General features: G+C 45.4%; 29 protein-coding genes. 28 read left to right on the top strand and 1 reads right to left on the bottom strand.

The window, feature by feature from the left end:
• Nucleotides 1–3 precede the first annotated feature (3 nt).
• Nucleotides 4–2,022, bottom strand: coding sequence for a DUF4139 domain-containing protein (locus HGH47_RS03965; protein WP_212565613.1), 2,019 nt, complete (start codon nucleotides 2,020–2,022; stop codon nucleotides 4–6).
• Nucleotides 2,023–2,564: 542 nt separating this feature from the next.
• On the opposite strand from HGH47_RS03965, the gene tuf reads away from it, so the two are divergent.
• The 28 genes from tuf to rplQ all read left to right on the top strand — a co-directional run bounded on the left by tuf (nucleotide 2,565) and on the right by rplQ (nucleotide 16,712).
• A complete protein-coding gene (tuf, locus tag HGH47_RS03960; protein WP_206182927.1) occupies nucleotides 2,565–3,752 on the top strand; it encodes an elongation factor Tu in 1,188 nt (395 codons plus the stop codon).
• 59 nt (nucleotides 3,753–3,811) lie between these two features.
• Nucleotides 3,812–4,120 (top strand): 30S ribosomal protein S10, encoded by a 309-nt coding sequence (gene rpsJ / locus HGH47_RS03955; protein WP_044014196.1) that lies wholly within the window; start codon nucleotides 3,812–3,814, stop codon nucleotides 4,118–4,120.
• A 72-nt stretch (nucleotides 4,121–4,192) separates the two neighbouring features.
• Complete coding sequence (gene rplC, locus HGH47_RS03950; RefSeq protein WP_016522597.1) at nucleotides 4,193–4,819, top strand: 50S ribosomal protein L3; 627 nt, start codon at nucleotides 4,193–4,195, stop codon at nucleotides 4,817–4,819.
• Between the two features lie 15 nt (nucleotides 4,820–4,834).
• Complete coding sequence (gene rplD, locus HGH47_RS03945; RefSeq protein ID WP_206182519.1) at nucleotides 4,835–5,473, top strand: 50S ribosomal protein L4; 639 nt, start codon at nucleotides 4,835–4,837, stop codon at nucleotides 5,471–5,473.
• A complete protein-coding gene (locus HGH47_RS03940) occupies nucleotides 5,473–5,757 on the top strand; it encodes a 50S ribosomal protein L23 (RefSeq protein WP_006188372.1) in 285 nt (94 codons plus the stop codon). The genes rplD and HGH47_RS03940 overlap by 1 nt, the downstream gene beginning before the upstream one ends.
• 33 nt (nucleotides 5,758–5,790) lie before the next feature.
• Entirely contained in the window at nucleotides 5,791–6,612 is an 822-nt protein-coding gene (gene rplB, locus HGH47_RS03935) for a 50S ribosomal protein L2 (protein ID WP_212565612.1), read from the top strand.
• Nucleotides 6,613–6,622: 10 nt separating this feature from the next.
• Nucleotides 6,623–6,913: a 30S ribosomal protein S19 gene (gene rpsS, locus HGH47_RS03930; protein ID WP_016522594.1), complete on the top strand. Its 291-nt coding sequence runs from the start codon at nucleotides 6,623–6,625 to the stop codon at nucleotides 6,911–6,913.
• A 9-nt stretch (nucleotides 6,914–6,922) separates the two neighbouring features.
• Nucleotides 6,923–7,288 (top strand): 50S ribosomal protein L22, encoded by a 366-nt coding sequence (rplV, locus tag HGH47_RS03925; RefSeq protein ID WP_432910491.1) that lies wholly within the window; start codon nucleotides 6,923–6,925, stop codon nucleotides 7,286–7,288.
• A 2-nt stretch (nucleotides 7,289–7,290) separates the two neighbouring features.
• The gene (gene rpsC, locus HGH47_RS03920) at nucleotides 7,291–8,031 is read left to right on the top strand and encodes a 30S ribosomal protein S3 (RefSeq protein ID WP_162664403.1); all 741 of its coding nucleotides are present in this window, start codon (nucleotides 7,291–7,293) and stop codon (nucleotides 8,029–8,031) included.
• 3 nt (nucleotides 8,032–8,034) lie between these two features.
• Nucleotides 8,035–8,454 carry a 50S ribosomal protein L16 gene (gene rplP / locus HGH47_RS03915; protein WP_016522591.1) on the top strand — a complete coding sequence of 140 codons (420 nt, stop codon included), beginning with the start codon at nucleotides 8,035–8,037 and terminating at the stop codon, nucleotides 8,452–8,454.
• Nucleotides 8,455–8,469: 15 nt separating this feature from the next.
• Nucleotides 8,470–8,676 (top strand): 50S ribosomal protein L29, encoded by a 207-nt coding sequence (gene rpmC, locus HGH47_RS03910; RefSeq protein WP_016522590.1) that lies wholly within the window; start codon nucleotides 8,470–8,472, stop codon nucleotides 8,674–8,676.
• 10 nt (nucleotides 8,677–8,686) lie between these two features.
• Complete coding sequence (gene rpsQ, locus HGH47_RS03905; RefSeq protein WP_006188379.1) at nucleotides 8,687–8,959, top strand: 30S ribosomal protein S17; 273 nt, start codon at nucleotides 8,687–8,689, stop codon at nucleotides 8,957–8,959.
• Between the two features lie 21 nt (nucleotides 8,960–8,980).
• A complete protein-coding gene (gene rplN / locus HGH47_RS03900; protein WP_044014180.1) occupies nucleotides 8,981–9,349 on the top strand; it encodes a 50S ribosomal protein L14 in 369 nt (122 codons plus the stop codon).
• A gap of 15 nt (nucleotides 9,350–9,364) precedes the next feature.
• Entirely contained in the window at nucleotides 9,365–9,679 is a 315-nt protein-coding gene (rplX, locus tag HGH47_RS03895) for a 50S ribosomal protein L24 (RefSeq protein ID WP_006188381.1), read from the top strand.
• Nucleotides 9,679–10,230, top strand: a complete 552-nt coding sequence (gene rplE / locus HGH47_RS03890; protein WP_006188382.1) for a 50S ribosomal protein L5 — start codon at nucleotides 9,679–9,681, stop codon at nucleotides 10,228–10,230. Before rplX ends, rplE begins: the two co-directional genes overlap by 1 nt.
• An 11-nt stretch (nucleotides 10,231–10,241) precedes the next feature.
• Entirely contained in the window at nucleotides 10,242–10,427 is a 186-nt protein-coding gene (locus HGH47_RS03885; RefSeq protein ID WP_081984397.1) for a type Z 30S ribosomal protein S14, read from the top strand.
• A 10-nt stretch (nucleotides 10,428–10,437) separates the two neighbouring features.
• Entirely contained in the window at nucleotides 10,438–10,836 is a 399-nt protein-coding gene (gene rpsH / locus HGH47_RS03880) for a 30S ribosomal protein S8 (protein ID WP_162664397.1), read from the top strand.
• 9 nt (nucleotides 10,837–10,845) lie between these two features.
• Nucleotides 10,846–11,388: a 50S ribosomal protein L6 gene (gene rplF, locus HGH47_RS03875; protein WP_212565610.1), complete on the top strand. Its 543-nt coding sequence runs from the start codon at nucleotides 10,846–10,848 to the stop codon at nucleotides 11,386–11,388.
• Nucleotides 11,389–11,399: 11 nt separating this feature from the next.
• Nucleotides 11,400–11,762, top strand: a complete 363-nt coding sequence (rplR, locus tag HGH47_RS03870) for a 50S ribosomal protein L18 (protein ID WP_016522587.1) — start codon at nucleotides 11,400–11,402, stop codon at nucleotides 11,760–11,762.
• Between the two features lie 8 nt (nucleotides 11,763–11,770).
• Complete coding sequence (gene rpsE, locus HGH47_RS03865; RefSeq protein ID WP_212565609.1) at nucleotides 11,771–12,292, top strand: 30S ribosomal protein S5; 522 nt, start codon at nucleotides 11,771–11,773, stop codon at nucleotides 12,290–12,292.
• 3 nt (nucleotides 12,293–12,295) lie between these two features.
• Nucleotides 12,296–12,481, top strand: coding sequence for a 50S ribosomal protein L30 (gene rpmD / locus HGH47_RS03860; protein WP_006188388.1), 186 nt, complete (start codon nucleotides 12,296–12,298; stop codon nucleotides 12,479–12,481).
• Nucleotides 12,481–12,933, top strand: a complete 453-nt coding sequence (gene rplO, locus HGH47_RS03855) for a 50S ribosomal protein L15 (protein WP_432910481.1) — start codon at nucleotides 12,481–12,483, stop codon at nucleotides 12,931–12,933. The genes rpmD and rplO overlap by 1 nt, the downstream gene beginning before the upstream one ends.
• A 17-nt stretch (nucleotides 12,934–12,950) precedes the next feature.
• Nucleotides 12,951–14,270: a preprotein translocase subunit SecY gene (gene secY / locus HGH47_RS03850; RefSeq protein ID WP_212565608.1), complete on the top strand. Its 1,320-nt coding sequence runs from the start codon at nucleotides 12,951–12,953 to the stop codon at nucleotides 14,268–14,270.
• A 42-nt stretch (nucleotides 14,271–14,312) separates the two neighbouring features.
• Entirely contained in the window at nucleotides 14,313–14,426 is a 114-nt protein-coding gene (gene rpmJ, locus HGH47_RS03845; RefSeq protein WP_002672206.1) for a 50S ribosomal protein L36, read from the top strand.
• A 16-nt stretch (nucleotides 14,427–14,442) separates the two neighbouring features.
• Complete coding sequence (gene rpsM, locus HGH47_RS03840; RefSeq protein WP_016519026.1) at nucleotides 14,443–14,808, top strand: 30S ribosomal protein S13; 366 nt, start codon at nucleotides 14,443–14,445, stop codon at nucleotides 14,806–14,808.
• A 16-nt stretch (nucleotides 14,809–14,824) separates the two neighbouring features.
• Nucleotides 14,825–15,208 carry a 30S ribosomal protein S11 gene (rpsK, locus tag HGH47_RS03835; RefSeq protein WP_006188392.1) on the top strand — a complete coding sequence of 128 codons (384 nt, stop codon included), beginning with the start codon at nucleotides 14,825–14,827 and terminating at the stop codon, nucleotides 15,206–15,208.
• Between the two features lie 15 nt (nucleotides 15,209–15,223).
• Nucleotides 15,224–16,279 (top strand): DNA-directed RNA polymerase subunit alpha, encoded by a 1,056-nt coding sequence (locus HGH47_RS03830; RefSeq protein ID WP_212565607.1) that lies wholly within the window; start codon nucleotides 15,224–15,226, stop codon nucleotides 16,277–16,279.
• Nucleotides 16,269–16,712: a 50S ribosomal protein L17 gene (rplQ, locus tag HGH47_RS03825; RefSeq protein WP_162664393.1), complete on the top strand. Its 444-nt coding sequence runs from the start codon at nucleotides 16,269–16,271 to the stop codon at nucleotides 16,710–16,712. The genes HGH47_RS03830 and rplQ overlap by 11 nt, the downstream gene beginning before the upstream one ends.

Below are 16,712 nucleotides of genomic sequence, written 5' to 3'. Positions count from 1 at the left end.
CCTTTATTCGATCCTGATATTCTTTACGAATGCGGTAAAGTCTTGCTGTGCGTTGGTGAGCTGCTCCGTTGCGGTTGTGATGTCTGTTTTCAACTCGTCCAGTTCGGTTTCGAGCTTGAGCAGCTTGGTTAAGAACGCTCTACCCTGCTGACTTTCAGAACCGACCGCCTCAAGATTCCTACGTACACGGTCTTGTTCCTTTCCGATTTCCGTCTGACGATCCTGCAAAGTCTTTAGGGCTTTTTCCGCCGCGGAAACCTTTTCTTTCTCCGTTATAATAGACGCAAATGCCTTCCGTACTTTTTCGGGAATTTCGGCATTGGTCGTGTAGGAAATGAATGTATTTGAATTCATATCGAATATTTTTTGAGTTGATTGATAGGTGCGAGCTTCTTCTACTTTTAGCTCGGTACCGGTATTGCCTGCAGCTTTAAACTTAAACCGATATTTGTTTGCAGTCGTTTCCGCAAGAGCTTGTTTTGATGTCAGCTCAAACCCTGCGTTCTTTGCGTGTTCAACAATAACGGTTCTCTCTTTTTTATTGGCATTTCGTATCAAATAAATCGTGCTTTGGACTTGCCGGTACGACGTTGTCATCACTCCGTCAGCCATCTTTACGGTTTCAATCGTCCTTGTGGAATCGGCTCGCTTTGAACCGGTTACTTCAATATCGTCTCCGTAAGCGATCAGGCGTTTTTCAGCTTCGGGTAAAAACTCCAAAAGAGCATCGCCTGCATATTCACCCCCGTCAAGAACCGTAATGGGGCCGGCAGGAAGTTTTAAGCCTGATGTGTTTTCAATACTGATGCAGAACTTAGGATTAACACGCTCGTTGTATGGAATGGATGAAAATACCGAATACTTTTCCGCAGGAAGAGAGGCAAGAGTGAGCGGAATCATCATACTTTGCTGCCGCTCAAGCGTAACGGGTTTTGACGGCGTAAAGGCAAACATTTCTCCCGCATCACCTGCTTCGGTCTGATTTTCAAAATAGGCGGAATTGTTTTTTTCCTGTAAGTCATCATACTCCGCTTCATCATATTCTGCGGCGACATATCCATAAGCCTCTTTTTTCATCATCGCCGACCGTTTTTCCGCAAGCGGCATAGCTGCGGCATATTCGACCGCTCTATCAGCCGAATCAAAAGTTTCTGCTTCGGCGGCTTGTGCAATTGCAAGCGGCACTTCGGGGCGATACGTATAGTAGGGGGCATAGAGGTTTTGCGTAAAACCGACCGGCCTTCCCGTTGTGAGGGTAAGCGTAATATTCTTCCAGTCGAGGTCGGTTGAATTGTCGATAATCGCCCATGCCTGAAACGCCGCTTTATCGGTACCCATGTCGAGCCGATAACTTGCTTTCCATACCGGCGCTTCCATAACATAAGAAAGACCGATTTTCCGTTCACCTTGCGCATCGATTTTAATGTCCAGTTTTTTGCGGTTCTTTGCCGAAGCGTCGAGGATAAGCGCCAAAGCGGTGTTCAAATCTTCATTTCGTTTTTTATCGGTAAATGTGAAAGACTGAATGTCCGAAAAGGCGATAATATGAATGCCGTCTTTCGCTGCAAGCGAAATAAAGAAAGTATCCGTTTCTTTTGAGCTGTTTTTATCGACGCTTAAAATCTTTCCGATAATTTGATGAGGCGTAAACAGTTCCACTTCGGCGCCCTTTTGCGCTTTTAAAATATCGTAGAGTGTTGTAGCGGCGGAAAGGTCTATTTTTAAACTTTCCAGCGTTTTTCTCAGCGTGTCCTCGGACTGATAATTGACTGCTAAACTTTTTGCGCACGGATCCGTAACGACAAGAGACTTTAGCACATCGTTAATTTGAGCGGGCGAGAACAGAAGTTCTATATTCCCCGAACCGGAAACCGTCCCTTCATGTACATAGTGCGCAACGCCCGATGAGTACAGCGTTACCTTTTTAAGCGGAATATCGTCCGCACTAAAGTTTTTCGCAGGATCGGCTGCGGCGCCGACTATACAAGCAGCAGATAAAATCGTAAAAATCATATTCTTCATTAAAACTCCCTTATTCATATACTGATTATACTAGCCGATGGGGAAAAATGAAAGAGCGCGTTGCCATACCTCTTACAATTTATATAGATGGATAGGCCGTGTATTTTCAAAAGTCCTTGACATTTATTATTCAAAATAGTATAGTCGTTCCGTTCAATTGGATAAACGGCTGAATACTGTTTGTCCGGTATTCTTTAAGAGTTTTCCGGTGCCGTAAAGCCTTTTTAAGGCAGGTTTCCGCGTTAATGCTGTTGAAAGCATTAAGGGGCGTGCCCTATTACTCTGCAGGATGCCAAACCAGTCATCGGAATGGATTCTGATGATGATCAGGTGGATCCGAATAAGGCTTGTCGAATTGCTATGACAGGCTTGTGCAACACGTCTTTTGTAACGGTGTTTACTGTCTGATTGTCCTTCATTCTATTCTTTTCTGTATTTGGTATCCGATTTGTAACATTTTTTTTCATTTCAATATGGAAATGGTCTCGCTGTTTGATGGGCGGGGTTTTGTTAGTTGCCTATTGTCTGTTAGGAGGATTTACATGGCAAAGGAAAAGTTCGAGAGAACAAAAGTTCACATGAATGTTGGTACCATCGGTCACGTTGACCATGGTAAGACAACTCTTTCGGCAGCGATCACTACTCATTGTGCAAAGAAGTATGGTGATAAGCTTCTTAAATATGATGAGATTGATAATGCACCGGAGGAAAAGGCTCGCGGTATTACTATTAATACTCGTCACTTGGAGTATCAGTCCGACAAGCGCCACTATGCGCACATTGACTGTCCCGGACACGCTGACTATGTTAAGAACATGATCACCGGTGCCGCTCAGATGGACGGTGCAATTCTTGTTGTTTCGGCTCCGGACTCGGTTATGCCTCAGACCAAAGAGCATATCCTACTTGCTCGTCAGGTTGGTGTTCCTTCTATTATTGTTTTCCTTAATAAGGTTGACCTTGTTGACGATCCTGAGCTTATCGAATTGGTAGAGGAAGAAGTTCGCGAAACTCTCGAATCTTACGGCTTCCCCCGCGATACGCCGATTATCAAAGGTTCCGCATTTAAGGCGTTGGCTGACGGTGCTTCCGTTGAAGATACTGCTTGTATCGATGAGTTGCTGGAGACCATGGATAATTACTTCGCTGATCCTGTCCGCGATGATGCAAAGCCTTTCTTGATGCCGATTGAAGATATCTTCACGATTTCCGGACGTGGTACTGTTGTTACCGGACGTATCGAGCGTGGTGTTATCAACCTTAACGACGAAGTTGAAATTGTCGGTATTAAACCGACGAAGAAAACAGTTATTACCGGTATCGAAATGTTCAACAAGCTGCTTGATCAGGGTATGGCTGGTGATAACGTTGGTCTCTTGCTTCGTGGTGTTGATAAGAAAGAAGTTGAAAGAGGTCAGGTGTTGGCTAAGCCGGGTTCAATTCAGCCTCACACCAAGTTTGAAGCACAGATTTACGTTCTTTCGAAGGATGAAGGCGGTCGTCATAGCCCGTTCTTCTCAGGGTATCGTCCGCAGTTCTATTTCAGAACGACCGATATTACCGGAACCGTTACGCTGCCTGAGGGAGTTGATATGGTTAAGCCGGGTGATAATACTAAGATTATCGGTGAGCTGATCCATCCTATCGCTATGGATAAGGGGCTTAAGCTTGCTATTCGTGAAGGCGGCCGGACTATCGCCTCCGGACAGGTTACGGAGATTTTAGCGTAATAAAAAACAGGGCGGTCGGGTAGGCGCTATTCGGCCGCTTGTTTTTGTACGGAGGAAATATGGCTAAGGAAAAGATTCGCGTTAAGCTTCGCGGATTTGATGTTGAGTTGGTTGATCAAAGTTCTAAAGCAATTGTGCAAGCTGTGCAGAAGGTTGGGGCGAAGGTGTTGGGGCCTGTTCCGCTTCCTACGCGCATTAATAAATTTACCGTGCTTCGCTCTCCGCACGTAAATAAAAAGTCGCGTGAGCAGTTTGAAATGCGGACGCACAAACGATTGATCGATATTATTGAACCTTCTGCAGAAGTGATGAATGCTTTAATGGCATTGGAGCTTTCGGCAGGGGTTGATGTAGAAATTAAACAATAAAAGAACGGTAGACGGCATTTAATCAGGATGTGCGTACCGGAGAAGCGGGAGTTTCTCAAGGAGTTATGAGTTATGGTTGGTCTGATTGGTAAGAAAATCGGCATGACCCAGTTGTTTGATGACGAGGGGCGGCTGACACCTGTTACCGTTTTGCAAGTAGTACCGAATACGGTGGTCGCAGTAAAAGATGCGGATCATTTCGGTTATGAAGCGGTTGTGTTAGGAACGGGTGAATTAAAAGAAGGACGTGTTTCAAAGGTGTATGCAAATCAATTTGCAGAAGGTGTTGCGCCTGTTCGTCTTTTAAAAGAATTTAGAGGTTTTGATAAAGAAGTTACCGTTGGCGCAAAAATCGGCGTTGAGGTTTTGGAATCTGTCCGGTATCTTGATATTACCGCGATTTCAAAAGGAAAGGGCTTTCAGGGTGTTGTAAGGCGCTATGGTTTCGGCGGTGGACGTGCTTCTCACGGTTCAAAATTTCACCGTGAGCCCGGTTCGACAGGGCAGTGCACCAGCCCGGGGCGATCGTTTAAAAACGTTAAAATGCCCGGTCACATGGGTGCCGAACGAGTAACGGTACAGAATTTGCGGATTGAAAAAATAGATCCCGAATTGGGCGTCGTTATGGTACGTGGTTCCGTTCCCGGTAAAAAGGATGCGGTTGTGTTCCTTAAATCCGCTGTAAAACGGGAAAGATAACGGCAGGAGAAGAGAATGGAAAAGAAAGTCTATTCGATTGATGGTAAGGAATTGCGGACAATTGAACTTAACGATGCAGTGTTCGGCTTGCCTGTTAATGAAGATGTCATTTACTATGCCATTACAAATGAATTAGCAAATATGCGTGTCGGTACGGCGTGTACAAAAGGTCGTGCTGAGGTAAACGGTTCCAATGCAAAGCCGTATAAGCAGAAGGGTACGGGACGTGCCCGCCGTGGTGATAAAAAATCACCGCTTCTAATCGGCGGCGGTACGATTTTCGGTCCGAAGCCGCGTGATTACAGCTATGCAATTCCGAAAAAAGCAAAGCGGTTGGCGATGAAGTCTATTTTGAGCTTGAAAGCTCAGGATGAAGATCGTCTTGTTGTTATAGAAGATTTTACGGTTGAAACCGGTAAAACGAAAGATCTGGTGAAAATATTGCAGTCATTTGTTCAGGATGAGCGCACGGTGCTTGTTTTGAAAGATGATGATGCAATGTTGAAGCGTGCCGGAAGAAATATTCCTACGCTGTCGTTTTTAACGTATAACCGTTTGCGTGCGCACGATCTGTTTTATGGACGGAAAGTGCTGATGCTTGAGTCTGCTGCAAAAAATCTTTCGAGCTTTTATGCGGCTGAGGGGGCTGAGTAATGCAATATACTGATGTTATTATAGCGCCTGTGCTTACGGAAAAATCAAACGAGATGCGTGAGCAGCGTAAATATGTTTTTAAGGTGGATCCGCGCTCTACAAAGGTGCAGATTAAGGAAGCAGTACGGAAGCTTTTTAATGTGAAAGTGCTTAATTGTGCTGTTGTAAACGTCGACGGAAAAATGCGTCGAGTTCGCTATCGGGCAGGTAAAACTGCAAGCTGGAAAAAAGCTATTGTGACGCTTGCCGAAGGTGAATCGATTAAAGTTTTTGAAGGTGCATAACAGCACTTATCGCTGCTTTGAAGGGGAAGATAAATGGCTCTTAAATTATATAAGCCTATAACACCGGGTATGCGCGGTCGAATTGACTTGCTTCGGGATGAAATCACTGCGCAGAAACCTGAAAAAAGCCTTACAACCGGAAAAAAATCCAATGCAGGGCGGGATAGCCATGGGCGTATTTCCGTTCGGCATCAGGGCGGTGGACATAAGCGGAAGTATCGCGAGATTGATTTTAAACGCAATAAGTACGGTATTCCGGGTACGGTTCGAACTATCGAATATGATCCGAACCGTAGTGCAAATATCGCATTGATCTTTTACGCCGATGGCGAAAAACGATACATCCTTGCTCCTAAAGGTTTGAAGGTTGGACAAAAAATTATGAGCGGCGCAATGGCTGCGCTTGAGCTTGCGAATGCATTGCCGCTTGAATCCATACCGGTCGGTTTTACCGTCCATAATGTTGAGTTGACGCTGGGGAAGGGTGGACAAATGGCTCGTTCCGCTGGCGCTGCTGCGCTTATTGCTGCAAAAGAAGGTGATTATGTAACGTTGCGCCTTCCTTCAGGTGAGACCCGCTTAGTGCATAAAAAATGCTATGCAACAATCGGTGAAGTTGGAAATGCCGATCACATGAATATCAATTTAGGAAAGGCGGGGCGTGCTCGTTGGCGTGGTGTTCGTCCTTCCGTACGCGGTATGGCTATGAACCCTGTCGATCACCCGCTTGGTGGTGGTGAAGGACGCGGAAAAGGACGTAATCCCGTTACTCCGTGGGGACAGCCATGTAAGGGATATAAGACCCGTAAGAAGAAGAATACTTCGGATCGGTTTATTGTTTCACGGCGGAAGTAGGGAGTAGAGAATGTCAAGATCTGTTAAAAAAGGCCCTTTTGTAGAAAAAAGCCTGTACAAAAAGGTTGTTGAAATGAGCAAGACGGGAGATCAGAAAACGAAAAAGATGGTTAAGTCTTACTCCCGATGCTCCACGATTATACCTGAGATGGTTGGTTTTACTATTTCGGTATACAACGGTAAATCATGGATCCCTGTGTATATCACAGAGGAATTTGTTGGACACAAGCTTGGCGAGTTTGCTCCCACCCGTATTTTCCGCGGGCATGGCGGCTCGGATAAAAAAGCGGCGAAAAAGTAGGTGGAAATAATGGCTGAAACAACTAAAAAGAACGGTTACCGCGCTACGATAAAGTATTTTATTGCTTCTCCGACAAAAGTTCGACCGGTTGCGAATGTGATTAAACGCAAGTCTTATACCGATGCAATGGCGATCTTAGAGCACATACCCAATAAAGGGGCAGCGCTGATTTCACAGACGGTTAAGTCTGCTGCTTCGAATGCTTTGAACGGTAATAAAAAACTGGATGAAGATATGCTCTATATCAAAGAGATCCGTATTGATGAAGGACCGAGACTTAAGCGCTTATGGTGCCGCGGCCGCGGACGTGCGGATGTTCAATTAAAACGAATGTGTCACATTACGGTAATAGTTGACGAAAAGGCGGGAGCGTAAGTATGGGACAGAAAGTAAACCCTATCGGGTTAAGACTTGGAATTAACAAAACATGGGCGTCTCGCTGGTATGCAAGTCCGAGAGAATACGCAGATTTGTTGCACGAAGACTTAAAGATTCGCGCAATGCTCCAGACGATGCCTGAGTGTAAAAATGCGGATGTCGCCGACATCGAAATCATCCGTCATCCTCAGCGTGTAACAATTGTTATTCATACTGCGCGGCCGGGTGTTATCATCGGAACGAAAGGTGCCAATATTGAAAAAATCGGCGCTATTATTCAGAAAGAGCTGAATAAAAAAGTTCAGATCAAGATTAAAGAGGTGAAGCGTGCTGAATTGAATGCTTCTCTCGTTGCCCAGAATGTTGCTCGTCAGCTGATGGGGCGCGCCTCTTTTAGAAAAGCCTTAAAGCAAGGCTGCTTTTCTACGATGAAGGCCGGTGCACAGGGAATTAAAATCCGTGTTTCAGGCCGTCTCGGCGGCGCTGAAATGTCCCGAACCGAAGAAATGAAGGAAGGGCGAATACCGTTGCACACACTCCGTGCGGATATCGACTACGGTTTTGCGGAAGCGCATACCACCTACGGGAAAATCGGTGTAAAAGTTTGGCTCTATAGCGGTATGATGTACGGCAGCGACCAAAAAGATGACGCCGGTTTATTGTTAAAAAAACAGCGCAAGGAACGCGCTCCTCGGTCGGAAAAGGGCCGCGGCGAGCGTGCGGAAGCAGGGAGGGATTAAGCGATGGCTTTAAGTCCTAAGAGAGTAAAATACCGCAAAATTCAGCGCGGTAGAGTTAAGGGAAACGCAACGCGGTGTAATCATATCGACTTCGGTGAATTTGCATTGGTATCGCTTGAACCCTTTTGGCTGACTAATCGCCAGCTCGAAGCTGCTCGTGTTGCTTTAAACAGAAAGGTAAAGCGCGGCGGTAAGTTGTGGATACGTGTATTCCCCGATAAGCCGTATACGAAAAAACCGGCTGAAACACGTATGGGTAAAGGTAAGGGTGCTCCGGAATATTGGGTCGCTGTTGTAAGACCCGGAACGGTGCTGTTTGAGCTTACCGGTATTGATCGCTCGCTTGCGGAAGAGGCTATGCGTTTGGCAGGAAGTAAACTTCCGTTTAAGACACGCTTTGCCGAGCAGCCGCGCGATAACTAAGATGGAGTTTTCCGAATGAAAAAGCCGAACTATAAAGATTTATCCCTTGCCGAATTGGTGGCAAAGCGGAGCGAACTTAAACAAAAATATATGGATTTGAGGTTTCAGTTTGTAGTGGGACACGTAGAAAACCCTATGCTGAAACGGTCTATGCGCCGCGAAATTGCAGCGCTGAACACATTTATCCGGCAGAAAGAACTGGCCGGTGTAAGTGCAGAGTAGGAGCAGGCCCGTGGAAGAAACAACGGCAAAAAAGAAATCCGGGAACCGCGAGTTTGTTGGTTTGGTAACCAGCGATAAAATGGATAAAACCATTGTTGTGCAGGTCGCTACCAAGAAACTTCATCGGCTGTATAAAAAGTATGTGCTCAATACAAAAAAGTATAAGGCGCATGACGAACAAAATACAGCTCACATTGGTGATACGGTGCGTATTGTAGAGAACCGTCCGATCAGCAAGGAAAAATGCTGGCGTTTGGCGGAGATTATTGAGCGTGCAAAATAACGAGTAAGGAGCGTCTATATTATGGTTCAAGTAGAAACAAGATTAAACGTTGCCGATAACTCGGGTGCAAAAATTGTACAGTGTATTAAGGTGCTCGGCGGATCTCACCGCCGGTATGCCGGTATCGGTGATATTATTGTAGTAGCGGTAAAGGATGCCCTTCCGACGTCTACAATTAAAAAGGGTTCTGTAGAAAAAGCGGTTATCGTCCGCGTTTCTAAAGAATATCGCCGTCCCGACGGGACATATATCCGCTTTGACGATAACGCTTGTGTATTGGTCGATGCGAATAAGAACCCCAAGGGTAAGCGTGTTTTCGGGCCTGTCGCGCGCGAGCTGCGTGATATGGATTTTATGAAAATCGTATCGCTTGCGCCTGAAGTTCTATAAGGAGATTGAGTATTTATGGAAGGAAAAATCAAGATCCGTAAGAACGATACGGTAGAAGTGATTGCGGGAAGCGAGAAAGGAAAGCGCGGCGCCGTATTGCGTGTTTTACCTGAAAAGAATCAAGTGATTATTCAGGGCATCAATATGGGGAAAAAAGCAATGCGCAAGCGTTCTCAGCAGGATCAGGGCGGAATTGCCGAAATCGAGATGCCGATACATATTTCAAATGTCATGATAGTCGGTAAGAAAAGCGGCGTATCTCGCATTGGATATAAGATGGACGGCGATAAAAAAGTGCGTTTTTGCCGTAAGGGTGGAGAAGTATTATAATGAGCAATTATGTGCCACGGCTTAAGAAAATCTATACGGAAACGATAACGCCTGAGCTTACAAAAGAGTTCGGCTATACTACGGTTATGCAGGTGCCGAAGCTTGTTAAAATCGTACTCAGTATGGGGGTTGGCGAAGCATTGACAAATAAAAAATTGCTTGATGCTGCGGTAACCGATCTTGGTACTATTACCGGCCAAAAAGCGGTAAAAACAAAGGCAAAGAAAAGTATCGCTAACTTTAAACTTCGTGAAGGGCATGAGATCGGGGCGATGGTAACATTACGCGGCGCCAAAATGTATGAATTTTTGGATCGGTTTATTAATGTTGCGCTGCCTCGTGTTAAGGATTTCCGCGGTGTCAATCCGAACGGGTTTGACGGGAGAGGAAATTATTCATTAGGTGTTACGGAACAGATTATTTTCCCTGAAATCGACTTTGATAAAATCGAAAAGATTGCAGGTTTGAATATCAATGTCGTAACGACGGCAAAAACCGATAAAGAGGCGCGGGCGCTTCTTTTGAAGTTCGGCATGCCCTTTAGAAAGTAAGAGAGGTTTTCATGGCAACAACAGCAATGATAAATAAGGCAAACAGCACGCCGAAGTATTCCAGCCGCCAATATAATCGCTGCAGAGTATGCGGCCGTCCGCGCGGATATATGAGAAAATTTCAGATGTGCCGTATTTGTTTTCGCAAATTAGCAAGTGAAGGCCAGATACCTGGCGTTACAAAATCAAGTTGGTAGGAGGTAAAAAATGAGCGTTTCAGATCCCGTCGCAGATATGCTTACAAAGATTCGGAATGCAGCGGCAGCCGGTCATGAGAAAGTCGATGTGCCTTCTTCAAAGTTAAAACTTGAAATTGTGAAGATTTTGAAAACCGAAGGTTTTATTAAGAACTTTAAAAGACTTAACGAAGCCGGCGCAAGTACGATCCGGATGTTTTTAAAATACGATGATAATGAATTACCCGTTATTCATGGTATTGAAAAAGTGTCTACACCCGGACGCCGCGTATATTCAGGATATAAGATGCTTCCCCGCGTATATAACGGGTACGGTACTCTTATTCTTTCAACTTCGGTGGGCGTTATCACCGGCAAGCACGCAAGCGAAAAGCAGGTTGGCGGCGAGCTTATCTGCAAAGTTTGGTAGGAGGCGACTGTGTCAAGAATTGGAAAACTTCCGGTAGCTGTTCCTGCCGGAGTAAAAATCAATATTGCCGATGGTGCGTTGACCGTTGAAGGCCCCAAGGGGAAACTTTCCCGTACCTATAATTCTCTGGTACAGGTAAAGCTTGAAAACTCTGAGGTTTCCGTAACGCGGGTGAACGATACCAAAGAAGCCCGTTCGTTTCACGGTCTGTATCGGAATTTAATTCACAATATGGTCGTGGGCGTCAGTCAGGGCTTTTCTAAAACCTTGGTTGTAAACGGCGTCGGTTACCGTGCCGAAGTGCAGGGCAAACTGTTGGTAATGGCTTTGGGCTATTCAAACGATTTTATCGCATTGATCCCCGAAGGCATTGAAGTAAAGGTTGAACCGCAGGGAAATAAAATTATTATCTCCGGTATTGACAAGGAAAAAGTCGGCGAATTTGCAGCGCAGATCCGTAAACTCAGATTACCCGAACCCTACAAGGGAAAGGGTATCCGTTATGAAACCGAAGTCATTAAACGCAAAGTCGGTAAGACCGGTGTTAAATAAGGATAGGTACTATGTTTAAAAAGCGAATCGAGAAAGATAGAAAGAGATTTAAGCGTAAAGTTCATATCCGTAAACGGATTTATGGAACAGCTGAACGTCCGCGTATGACTGTGTTCCGCAGTAATAAGAATATTTCGGTGCAGGTTATCGATGATGATGCACGCATCACCATCGCTTCAGTTTCAACGCTTGAAAAAGATTTTAAGCCGTTGAAGGCAAACACTGAATCAGGGGCAAAGATTGGGGAAGAACTCGGTCGCCGCCTCAAGGAAAAGAATATTACGACAGTTGTTTTTGATCGGAACGGTTATCTGTATCATGGTGTGGTACAGGCAGTTGCAGACGGTGCCCGTAAAGCGGGAATAAATTTCTAGGAGCGGATATGGATCGTCAGAAAGATTTTAACAGAGACAGTTCGCATCGCGAGAAGGAACTGGTAGAAAAGCTGGTTAAGTTAAACCGGACTGCAAAGGTTGTAAAGGGCGGCCGCCGTTTCTCTTTTTCCGCTTTAACGGTTGTCGGTGATCAGAACGGACACGTGGGATACGGTTTCGGCAAGGCGAATGATGTAAGCCAGGCCATTAAGAAGAGCATTGAAAAGGCGAAAGCCAATATGATTTATATCCCGCTGAAAAACGGCACTATTCCGCATGAAGTGCAGGCTAAGTTCAAGGGTTCTTCGGTATTGCTTCGCCCTGCCCGTTCCGGTACGGGAATTATTGCAGGCGGTACTATTCGTGCAATTATGGAAGCAGCCGGAGCAGCGAATGTTCTTTCAAAATCCTTGGGGTCAAACTCCGCAGTAAATGTGGTGCGGGCGACTTTCGAGGCTGCATCGGGATTAATGGATGCTAAAACGATTGCTAAGAACCGCGGAAAGTCTATTACGGATGTCTGGGGGTAAACTATGGCAAAGAAAATTCGGATTACGTTAGTTAAAAGTACCATTGGACAAAAAAAGCCGGTTCGCGCGACCGTCCGTTCCTTGGGGCTTGGAAAATTGCATTCCGTAGTTGAGCACTCCGCTTCTCCCGCCATCTTAGGTATGGTACGGGCGGTTTCTCACTTAGTTGAAACAGAGGAGCTTGATTAATGTCTGATTTTATATTGAATGCGCCGAAAGGGGCAAATAAGAAAAAGCGCATTGTAGGCCGCGGTTCTTCATCCGGTCGGGGAACGACATCGGGTAAGGGAAACAAAGGCCAGAATGCACGATCCGGCGGCAAAACCTATATCGGTTTTGAAGGCGGACAAATGCCGTTGTATCGCCGCGTTGCGAAAAAAGGCTTTTCCAACTATCCCTTTAAGGAAACATATTCGGTTGTAAATTTATTTATGATCGATGAAAAGTATTCCGATGGGGAAACCGTTAATAAAGAAACGCTGAAAGAAAAGGGGCTGCTGAAAAAGCAAACGGCTTTGGTAAAAGTGCTCGCTTCCGGCGATATTACAAAAAAGTTGACGGTTGATGTAGATAAAGTTTCCGCACAGGCGCAAGCAAAGATTGAAAAAGCCGGCGGGACAGTCGTTAAACAGAACGGCTAGGTAGGCGGGCTTCATACATGGCTAACAATGCACTTGTAAATGTATTTCGGATAAAAGAATTACGCGACCGCATCCTGTTTACGATTGGAATTTTGATTGTATTCCGCTTGGGATCGGTACTTACTATTCCCGGTATTGATCCCCACGCCTTATCGGCATATTTTCAATCGCAGGTACGGGGAAATGCTTTTGTCGATTATATGGACTTCTTTGTCGGCGGGGCGTTCTCCAACTTTTCCGTATTCATGCTTGGCGTTATGCCGTATATCTCAACTCAAATTTTGATGCAGCTTGCGTTGTTCGTATTTCCGAGTTTGAAAAAGATTGCGGAAGATGACGGCGGCCGGAAAAAGATACAGGTATGGACGCGAATCCTTACCGTGTTTGTCGCGTTGATTCAATCGTATGCGGTAACTTTCTATGCCTATTCGATACCCGGCGCTATCGTGCTTCAAAGCCGGTTTATGTACATCTTTGTTACGATGCTTACCGTAACGACGGGTACTATGATAACGGTTTGGTTGGGCGAGCAGATTACGGCGCGCGGTATCGGAAACGGTATTTCGATGATTATCTTTGCGGGTATTATTGTCCGGTTACCCCATGCCGTTTCGCAGATGATCCGGCTGGTGCGGCTCGGAGAATTGAACCTCGTTTTTGTCGTTATCGCGTTGATTATGTTTGTCGGTATTATCGTACTGGTTGTTTATGAGCAGCAAGGGCAACGGAAGATACCGGTGCACTATGCGAAGCGGGTTGTCGGACGGAAAATGTATGGCGGTCAAAACACCTACATTCCGTTTAAGATCAATCCGTCGGGTGTTATTCCGATCATCTTTGCCTCATCGTTTTTGACGTTCCCGATTTCGATTGCGACAACGATAGGACCGAATGTTCGCTGGCTGAACAGTCTTGCTCATTTCTTGCGCCCGAACGGTTTGTGGTACAATATTTTCTATTTGATCCTTATTGTGTTTTTTGCATATTTTTATACACAGATTTCGTTAAACCCCACAGAAATTGCAAAGCAGATAAGGGAAAACGGAGGCTCTATTCCCGGAATTAGAACCGATAAAACCGAGGAATACTTGCAGCGGATTTTAAACCGGCTGATTTTACCCGGTTCGTTGTATTTGGCGCTGATTGCCGTCTTGCCGACTGTAATACAGACCATTTTCGGCTTCCCTCAATCGATTTCGATGCTGATGGGCGGAACCTCGCTTCTTATTTTGGTTGGCGTTGATCTTGATACGATGAGTCAAATCGAAGCGCAGCTTAAAATGCACCATCACGAGGGGTTGGTAAAACGAGGAAAGCTCAGATCACGGAATCTGTAGTATTTCGGGAAAGGTTATTCTTTTGTTAAGGAGAAAAACAATATGAAAGTAAGAACCAGCGTAAAGCCTATTTGCGATAAATGTAAGGTTATTAAACGCAACGGAATTGTGCGGATTATCTGCACTAATCCCAAACACAAGCAGCGCCAAGGCTAATGGAGGAAACTGAAGAATGGCTCGTATTTCTGGGGTCGACCTCCCCAATAAACATGTTAATATCGCGTTGACGTATATCTATGGAATATCTCACTCATCTGCAAAAGCAATTTGCGAAAAGTCGAAAATTGATCCGATGCGGATGATCAACGATTTAAATCAAGATGAACTTGCCGCTATCCGTGCCGTTATCGATCAGGATTACAAGGTTGAAGGTCGGCTTCGCACCGAAGTTGCCTTAAACATCAAACGCTTGATGGATATCGGTTGCTATCGCGGTCTTCGGCATCGAAAGGGTTTGCCCGTCCGCGGACAACGTACAAGAACCAATTCCCGTACTCGCAAAGGTAAGAAGAAGACCGTTGCAGGTAAGAAGAAGTAATTTTGGAGGATAAGCTGTGGCTACAACTGCAAAAAAACGAAAAGAAAAGAAAAGCGTATATGAAGGAAATGTCTATATTCAGGCAACCTTTAATAATACCATTATTACCATAACCGATTTGAAGGGCAATGCGCTGTCTTGGGCATCCTCCGGCGGTCTGGGATTTAACGGTGCGAAAAAATCCACCCCCTTTGCTGCACAGACAGTCGCGGAAACGGCTGTACAGCGTGTTCAGCAGTATGGATTACGGGAAGTTCACGTATTTGTGAAGGGACCCGGTGTCGGCCGCGAATCCGCAATTAGAACACTTGGCGTTATGGGGTTAAAAGTTCGCTCTATTAATGACGTAACCCCTATTCCGCATAACGGTTGCCGTCCCCGCAAGACCCGCCGCATCTAATAAAAAGGAGTTTAAATGGCTCGTAAAAATCTTTTGAAAGGATTCAAAAAACCAAAAGGTCTGGAATTTGCGGCAGATGTCTCGAATGACAGCTATGGTAAGTTTACGGCGTCTCCCTTTGAAACAGGCTTCGGTACAACGATCGGCAATTGTTTGCGGCGTGTTTTGTTGTCTTCGATACAAGGGTATGCTATTTCCGCTGTAAAGATTACCTCTTACGGTGATGATGATGTTCCGCATGGTATCTCAAGCGAGTTTGAAGCAATTCCAAACGTAACCGAAGACACGATGGAAGTTTTGAATAACCTGAAACAAATGCGGCTGCGGCTCCCGAATGAGATTGAGCAAGATGTCTTTTTGTTTGATTTTAAAGGTCCCTGCTCCGTTAGTGCAGCCGATTTTGCAAAACCCGGTCAACTTGAAATTTTATCCGGCGATCTCCATATTATGGAGTTGATGGAAAATGCTCATATTGAGATAGAGGTTCAGGTTGATTTCGGCCGCGGTTATGTACCGGCAGAAACGAATGAAAAATACGTTGAAGTGGTCGGAACAATTTCGTTGGATACCATCTTTAGCCCGGTTCGGAAAGTCAGCTATGAAATTCAGCCGTGTAGAGTAGGGCAGCGCAACGATTATGACAAGCTTGTACTTGAAATCTGGACGGACGGTACGATACGGCCTGAAGACGCTTTAGCGGAAGCTGCAAAAATCGCGAAAGAACATTTTACCGTTTTTGTCAATTTCAACGAAAATGAATTGCTCGGTGATGATGAAGCCGATGAAAGCGATGAAATGATAAAGCAGTTGCTTGACACACCGATCACCGAGCTTGATCTTTCCGTGCGGGCTTCCAATTGTTTGAAAAACGCAAACGTTTCAACAATCCGCGATTTGACAATGATGACCGAGGATGAGATTTCGAAAACTCGAAATGTCGGAAAGAAGAGTTTGCAGGAAATACAAGAAAAGTTGGCGGAACGTAATTTGAGTTTGGGTATGACTGATTACAGTCATTTAAAGAATTCGATCAAGTTATCGAGACAAAAGGAAGAAACAGATGAAGCATAAAAACGGCTTTAATCCGCTTTCACGTACCAGTGCACATCGCCGCGCATTGCATCGTAACATGGTTACATCACTGTTTAAGTACGAACGGATTACTACGACAAAACAAAAGGCGATGGAGATTCGGAGAACCGCAGAAAAGCTTATTACCCGTGCTAAAGTCGATTCAGTACATAATCGGCGGCAGGCTGCAACCTATATTTGGGATGAGGCAATCTTGAATAAATTGTTTACCGACATCGGTCCGCGCATGAAGGATCGGAACGGCGGATATACTCGCGTACTTAAATTAGGGTTGCGTGAGGGTGATGCCGCACAGGTCGCAATTTTAGAGCTGGTTGACTATACGCTCGATAAGAGCACGAAGAAGTCGGCAGATGCAAAGAAAGACGGTGCAGACAAGGGCGCTGCAAAGTCAAAGGCAGCGGAGGGCTAA

Origin of the sequence: Treponema sp. OMZ 805 (assembly GCF_050937395.1) — a bacterium.
GTDB lineage: Bacteria > Spirochaetota > Spirochaetia > Treponematales > Treponemataceae > Treponema.
This window is presented reverse-complemented; position numbering and strand designations above follow the sequence as displayed.

Bases quoted from the DNA above. Each gene is read 5' to 3' on its own strand.
- rpmD (WP_006188388.1), top strand. From the start codon at position 12,296: ATGGCAAAGAAAATTCGGATTACGTTAGTTAAAAGTACCATTGGACAA.
- rplB (WP_212565612.1), top strand. From the start codon at position 5,791: ATGGCTCTTAAATTATATAAGCCTATAACACCGGGTATGCGCGGTCGA.
- rplP (WP_016522591.1), top strand. From the start codon at position 8,035: ATGGCTTTAAGTCCTAAGAGAGTAAAATACCGCAAAATTCAGCGCGGT.
- rplQ (WP_162664393.1), top strand. From the start codon at position 16,269: ATGAAGCATAAAAACGGCTTTAATCCGCTTTCACGTACCAGTGCACAT.
- tuf (WP_206182927.1), top strand. From the start codon at position 2,565: ATGGCAAAGGAAAAGTTCGAGAGAACAAAAGTTCACATGAATGTTGGT.
- rpsS (WP_016522594.1), top strand. From the start codon at position 6,623: ATGTCAAGATCTGTTAAAAAAGGCCCTTTTGTAGAAAAAAGCCTGTAC.
- rpmJ (WP_002672206.1), top strand. From the start codon at position 14,313: ATGAAAGTAAGAACCAGCGTAAAGCCTATTTGCGATAAATGTAAGGTT.
- HGH47_RS03940 (WP_006188372.1), top strand. From the start codon at position 5,473: ATGCAATATACTGATGTTATTATAGCGCCTGTGCTTACGGAAAAATCA.
- rpsE (WP_212565609.1), top strand. From the start codon at position 11,771: ATGGATCGTCAGAAAGATTTTAACAGAGACAGTTCGCATCGCGAGAAG.
- rpsC (WP_162664403.1), top strand. From the start codon at position 7,291: ATGGGACAGAAAGTAAACCCTATCGGGTTAAGACTTGGAATTAACAAA.
- rplE (WP_006188382.1), top strand. From the start codon at position 9,679: ATGAGCAATTATGTGCCACGGCTTAAGAAAATCTATACGGAAACGATA.
- HGH47_RS03830 (WP_212565607.1), top strand. From the start codon at position 15,224: ATGGCTCGTAAAAATCTTTTGAAAGGATTCAAAAAACCAAAAGGTCTG.
- rplO (WP_432910481.1), top strand. From the start codon at position 12,481: ATGTCTGATTTTATATTGAATGCGCCGAAAGGGGCAAATAAGAAAAAG.
- secY (WP_212565608.1), top strand. From the start codon at position 12,951: ATGGCTAACAATGCACTTGTAAATGTATTTCGGATAAAAGAATTACGC.
- HGH47_RS03885 (WP_081984397.1), top strand. From the start codon at position 10,242: ATGGCAACAACAGCAATGATAAATAAGGCAAACAGCACGCCGAAGTAT.
- rpsM (WP_016519026.1), top strand. From the start codon at position 14,443: ATGGCTCGTATTTCTGGGGTCGACCTCCCCAATAAACATGTTAATATC.
- rplD (WP_206182519.1), top strand. From the start codon at position 4,835: ATGGAAAAGAAAGTCTATTCGATTGATGGTAAGGAATTGCGGACAATT.
- HGH47_RS03965 (WP_212565613.1), bottom strand. From the start codon at position 2,022: ATGAAGAATATGATTTTTACGATTTTATCTGCTGCTTGTATAGTCGGC.
- rplC (WP_016522597.1), top strand. From the start codon at position 4,193: ATGGTTGGTCTGATTGGTAAGAAAATCGGCATGACCCAGTTGTTTGAT.
- rplN (WP_044014180.1), top strand. From the start codon at position 8,981: ATGGTTCAAGTAGAAACAAGATTAAACGTTGCCGATAACTCGGGTGCA.
- rplV (WP_432910491.1), top strand. From the start codon at position 6,923: ATGGCTGAAACAACTAAAAAGAACGGTTACCGCGCTACGATAAAGTAT.
- rpmC (WP_016522590.1), top strand. From the start codon at position 8,470: ATGAAAAAGCCGAACTATAAAGATTTATCCCTTGCCGAATTGGTGGCA.
- rplR (WP_016522587.1), top strand. From the start codon at position 11,400: ATGTTTAAAAAGCGAATCGAGAAAGATAGAAAGAGATTTAAGCGTAAA.
- rpsJ (WP_044014196.1), top strand. From the start codon at position 3,812: ATGGCTAAGGAAAAGATTCGCGTTAAGCTTCGCGGATTTGATGTTGAG.
- rplX (WP_006188381.1), top strand. From the start codon at position 9,365: ATGGAAGGAAAAATCAAGATCCGTAAGAACGATACGGTAGAAGTGATT.
- rpsH (WP_162664397.1), top strand. From the start codon at position 10,438: ATGAGCGTTTCAGATCCCGTCGCAGATATGCTTACAAAGATTCGGAAT.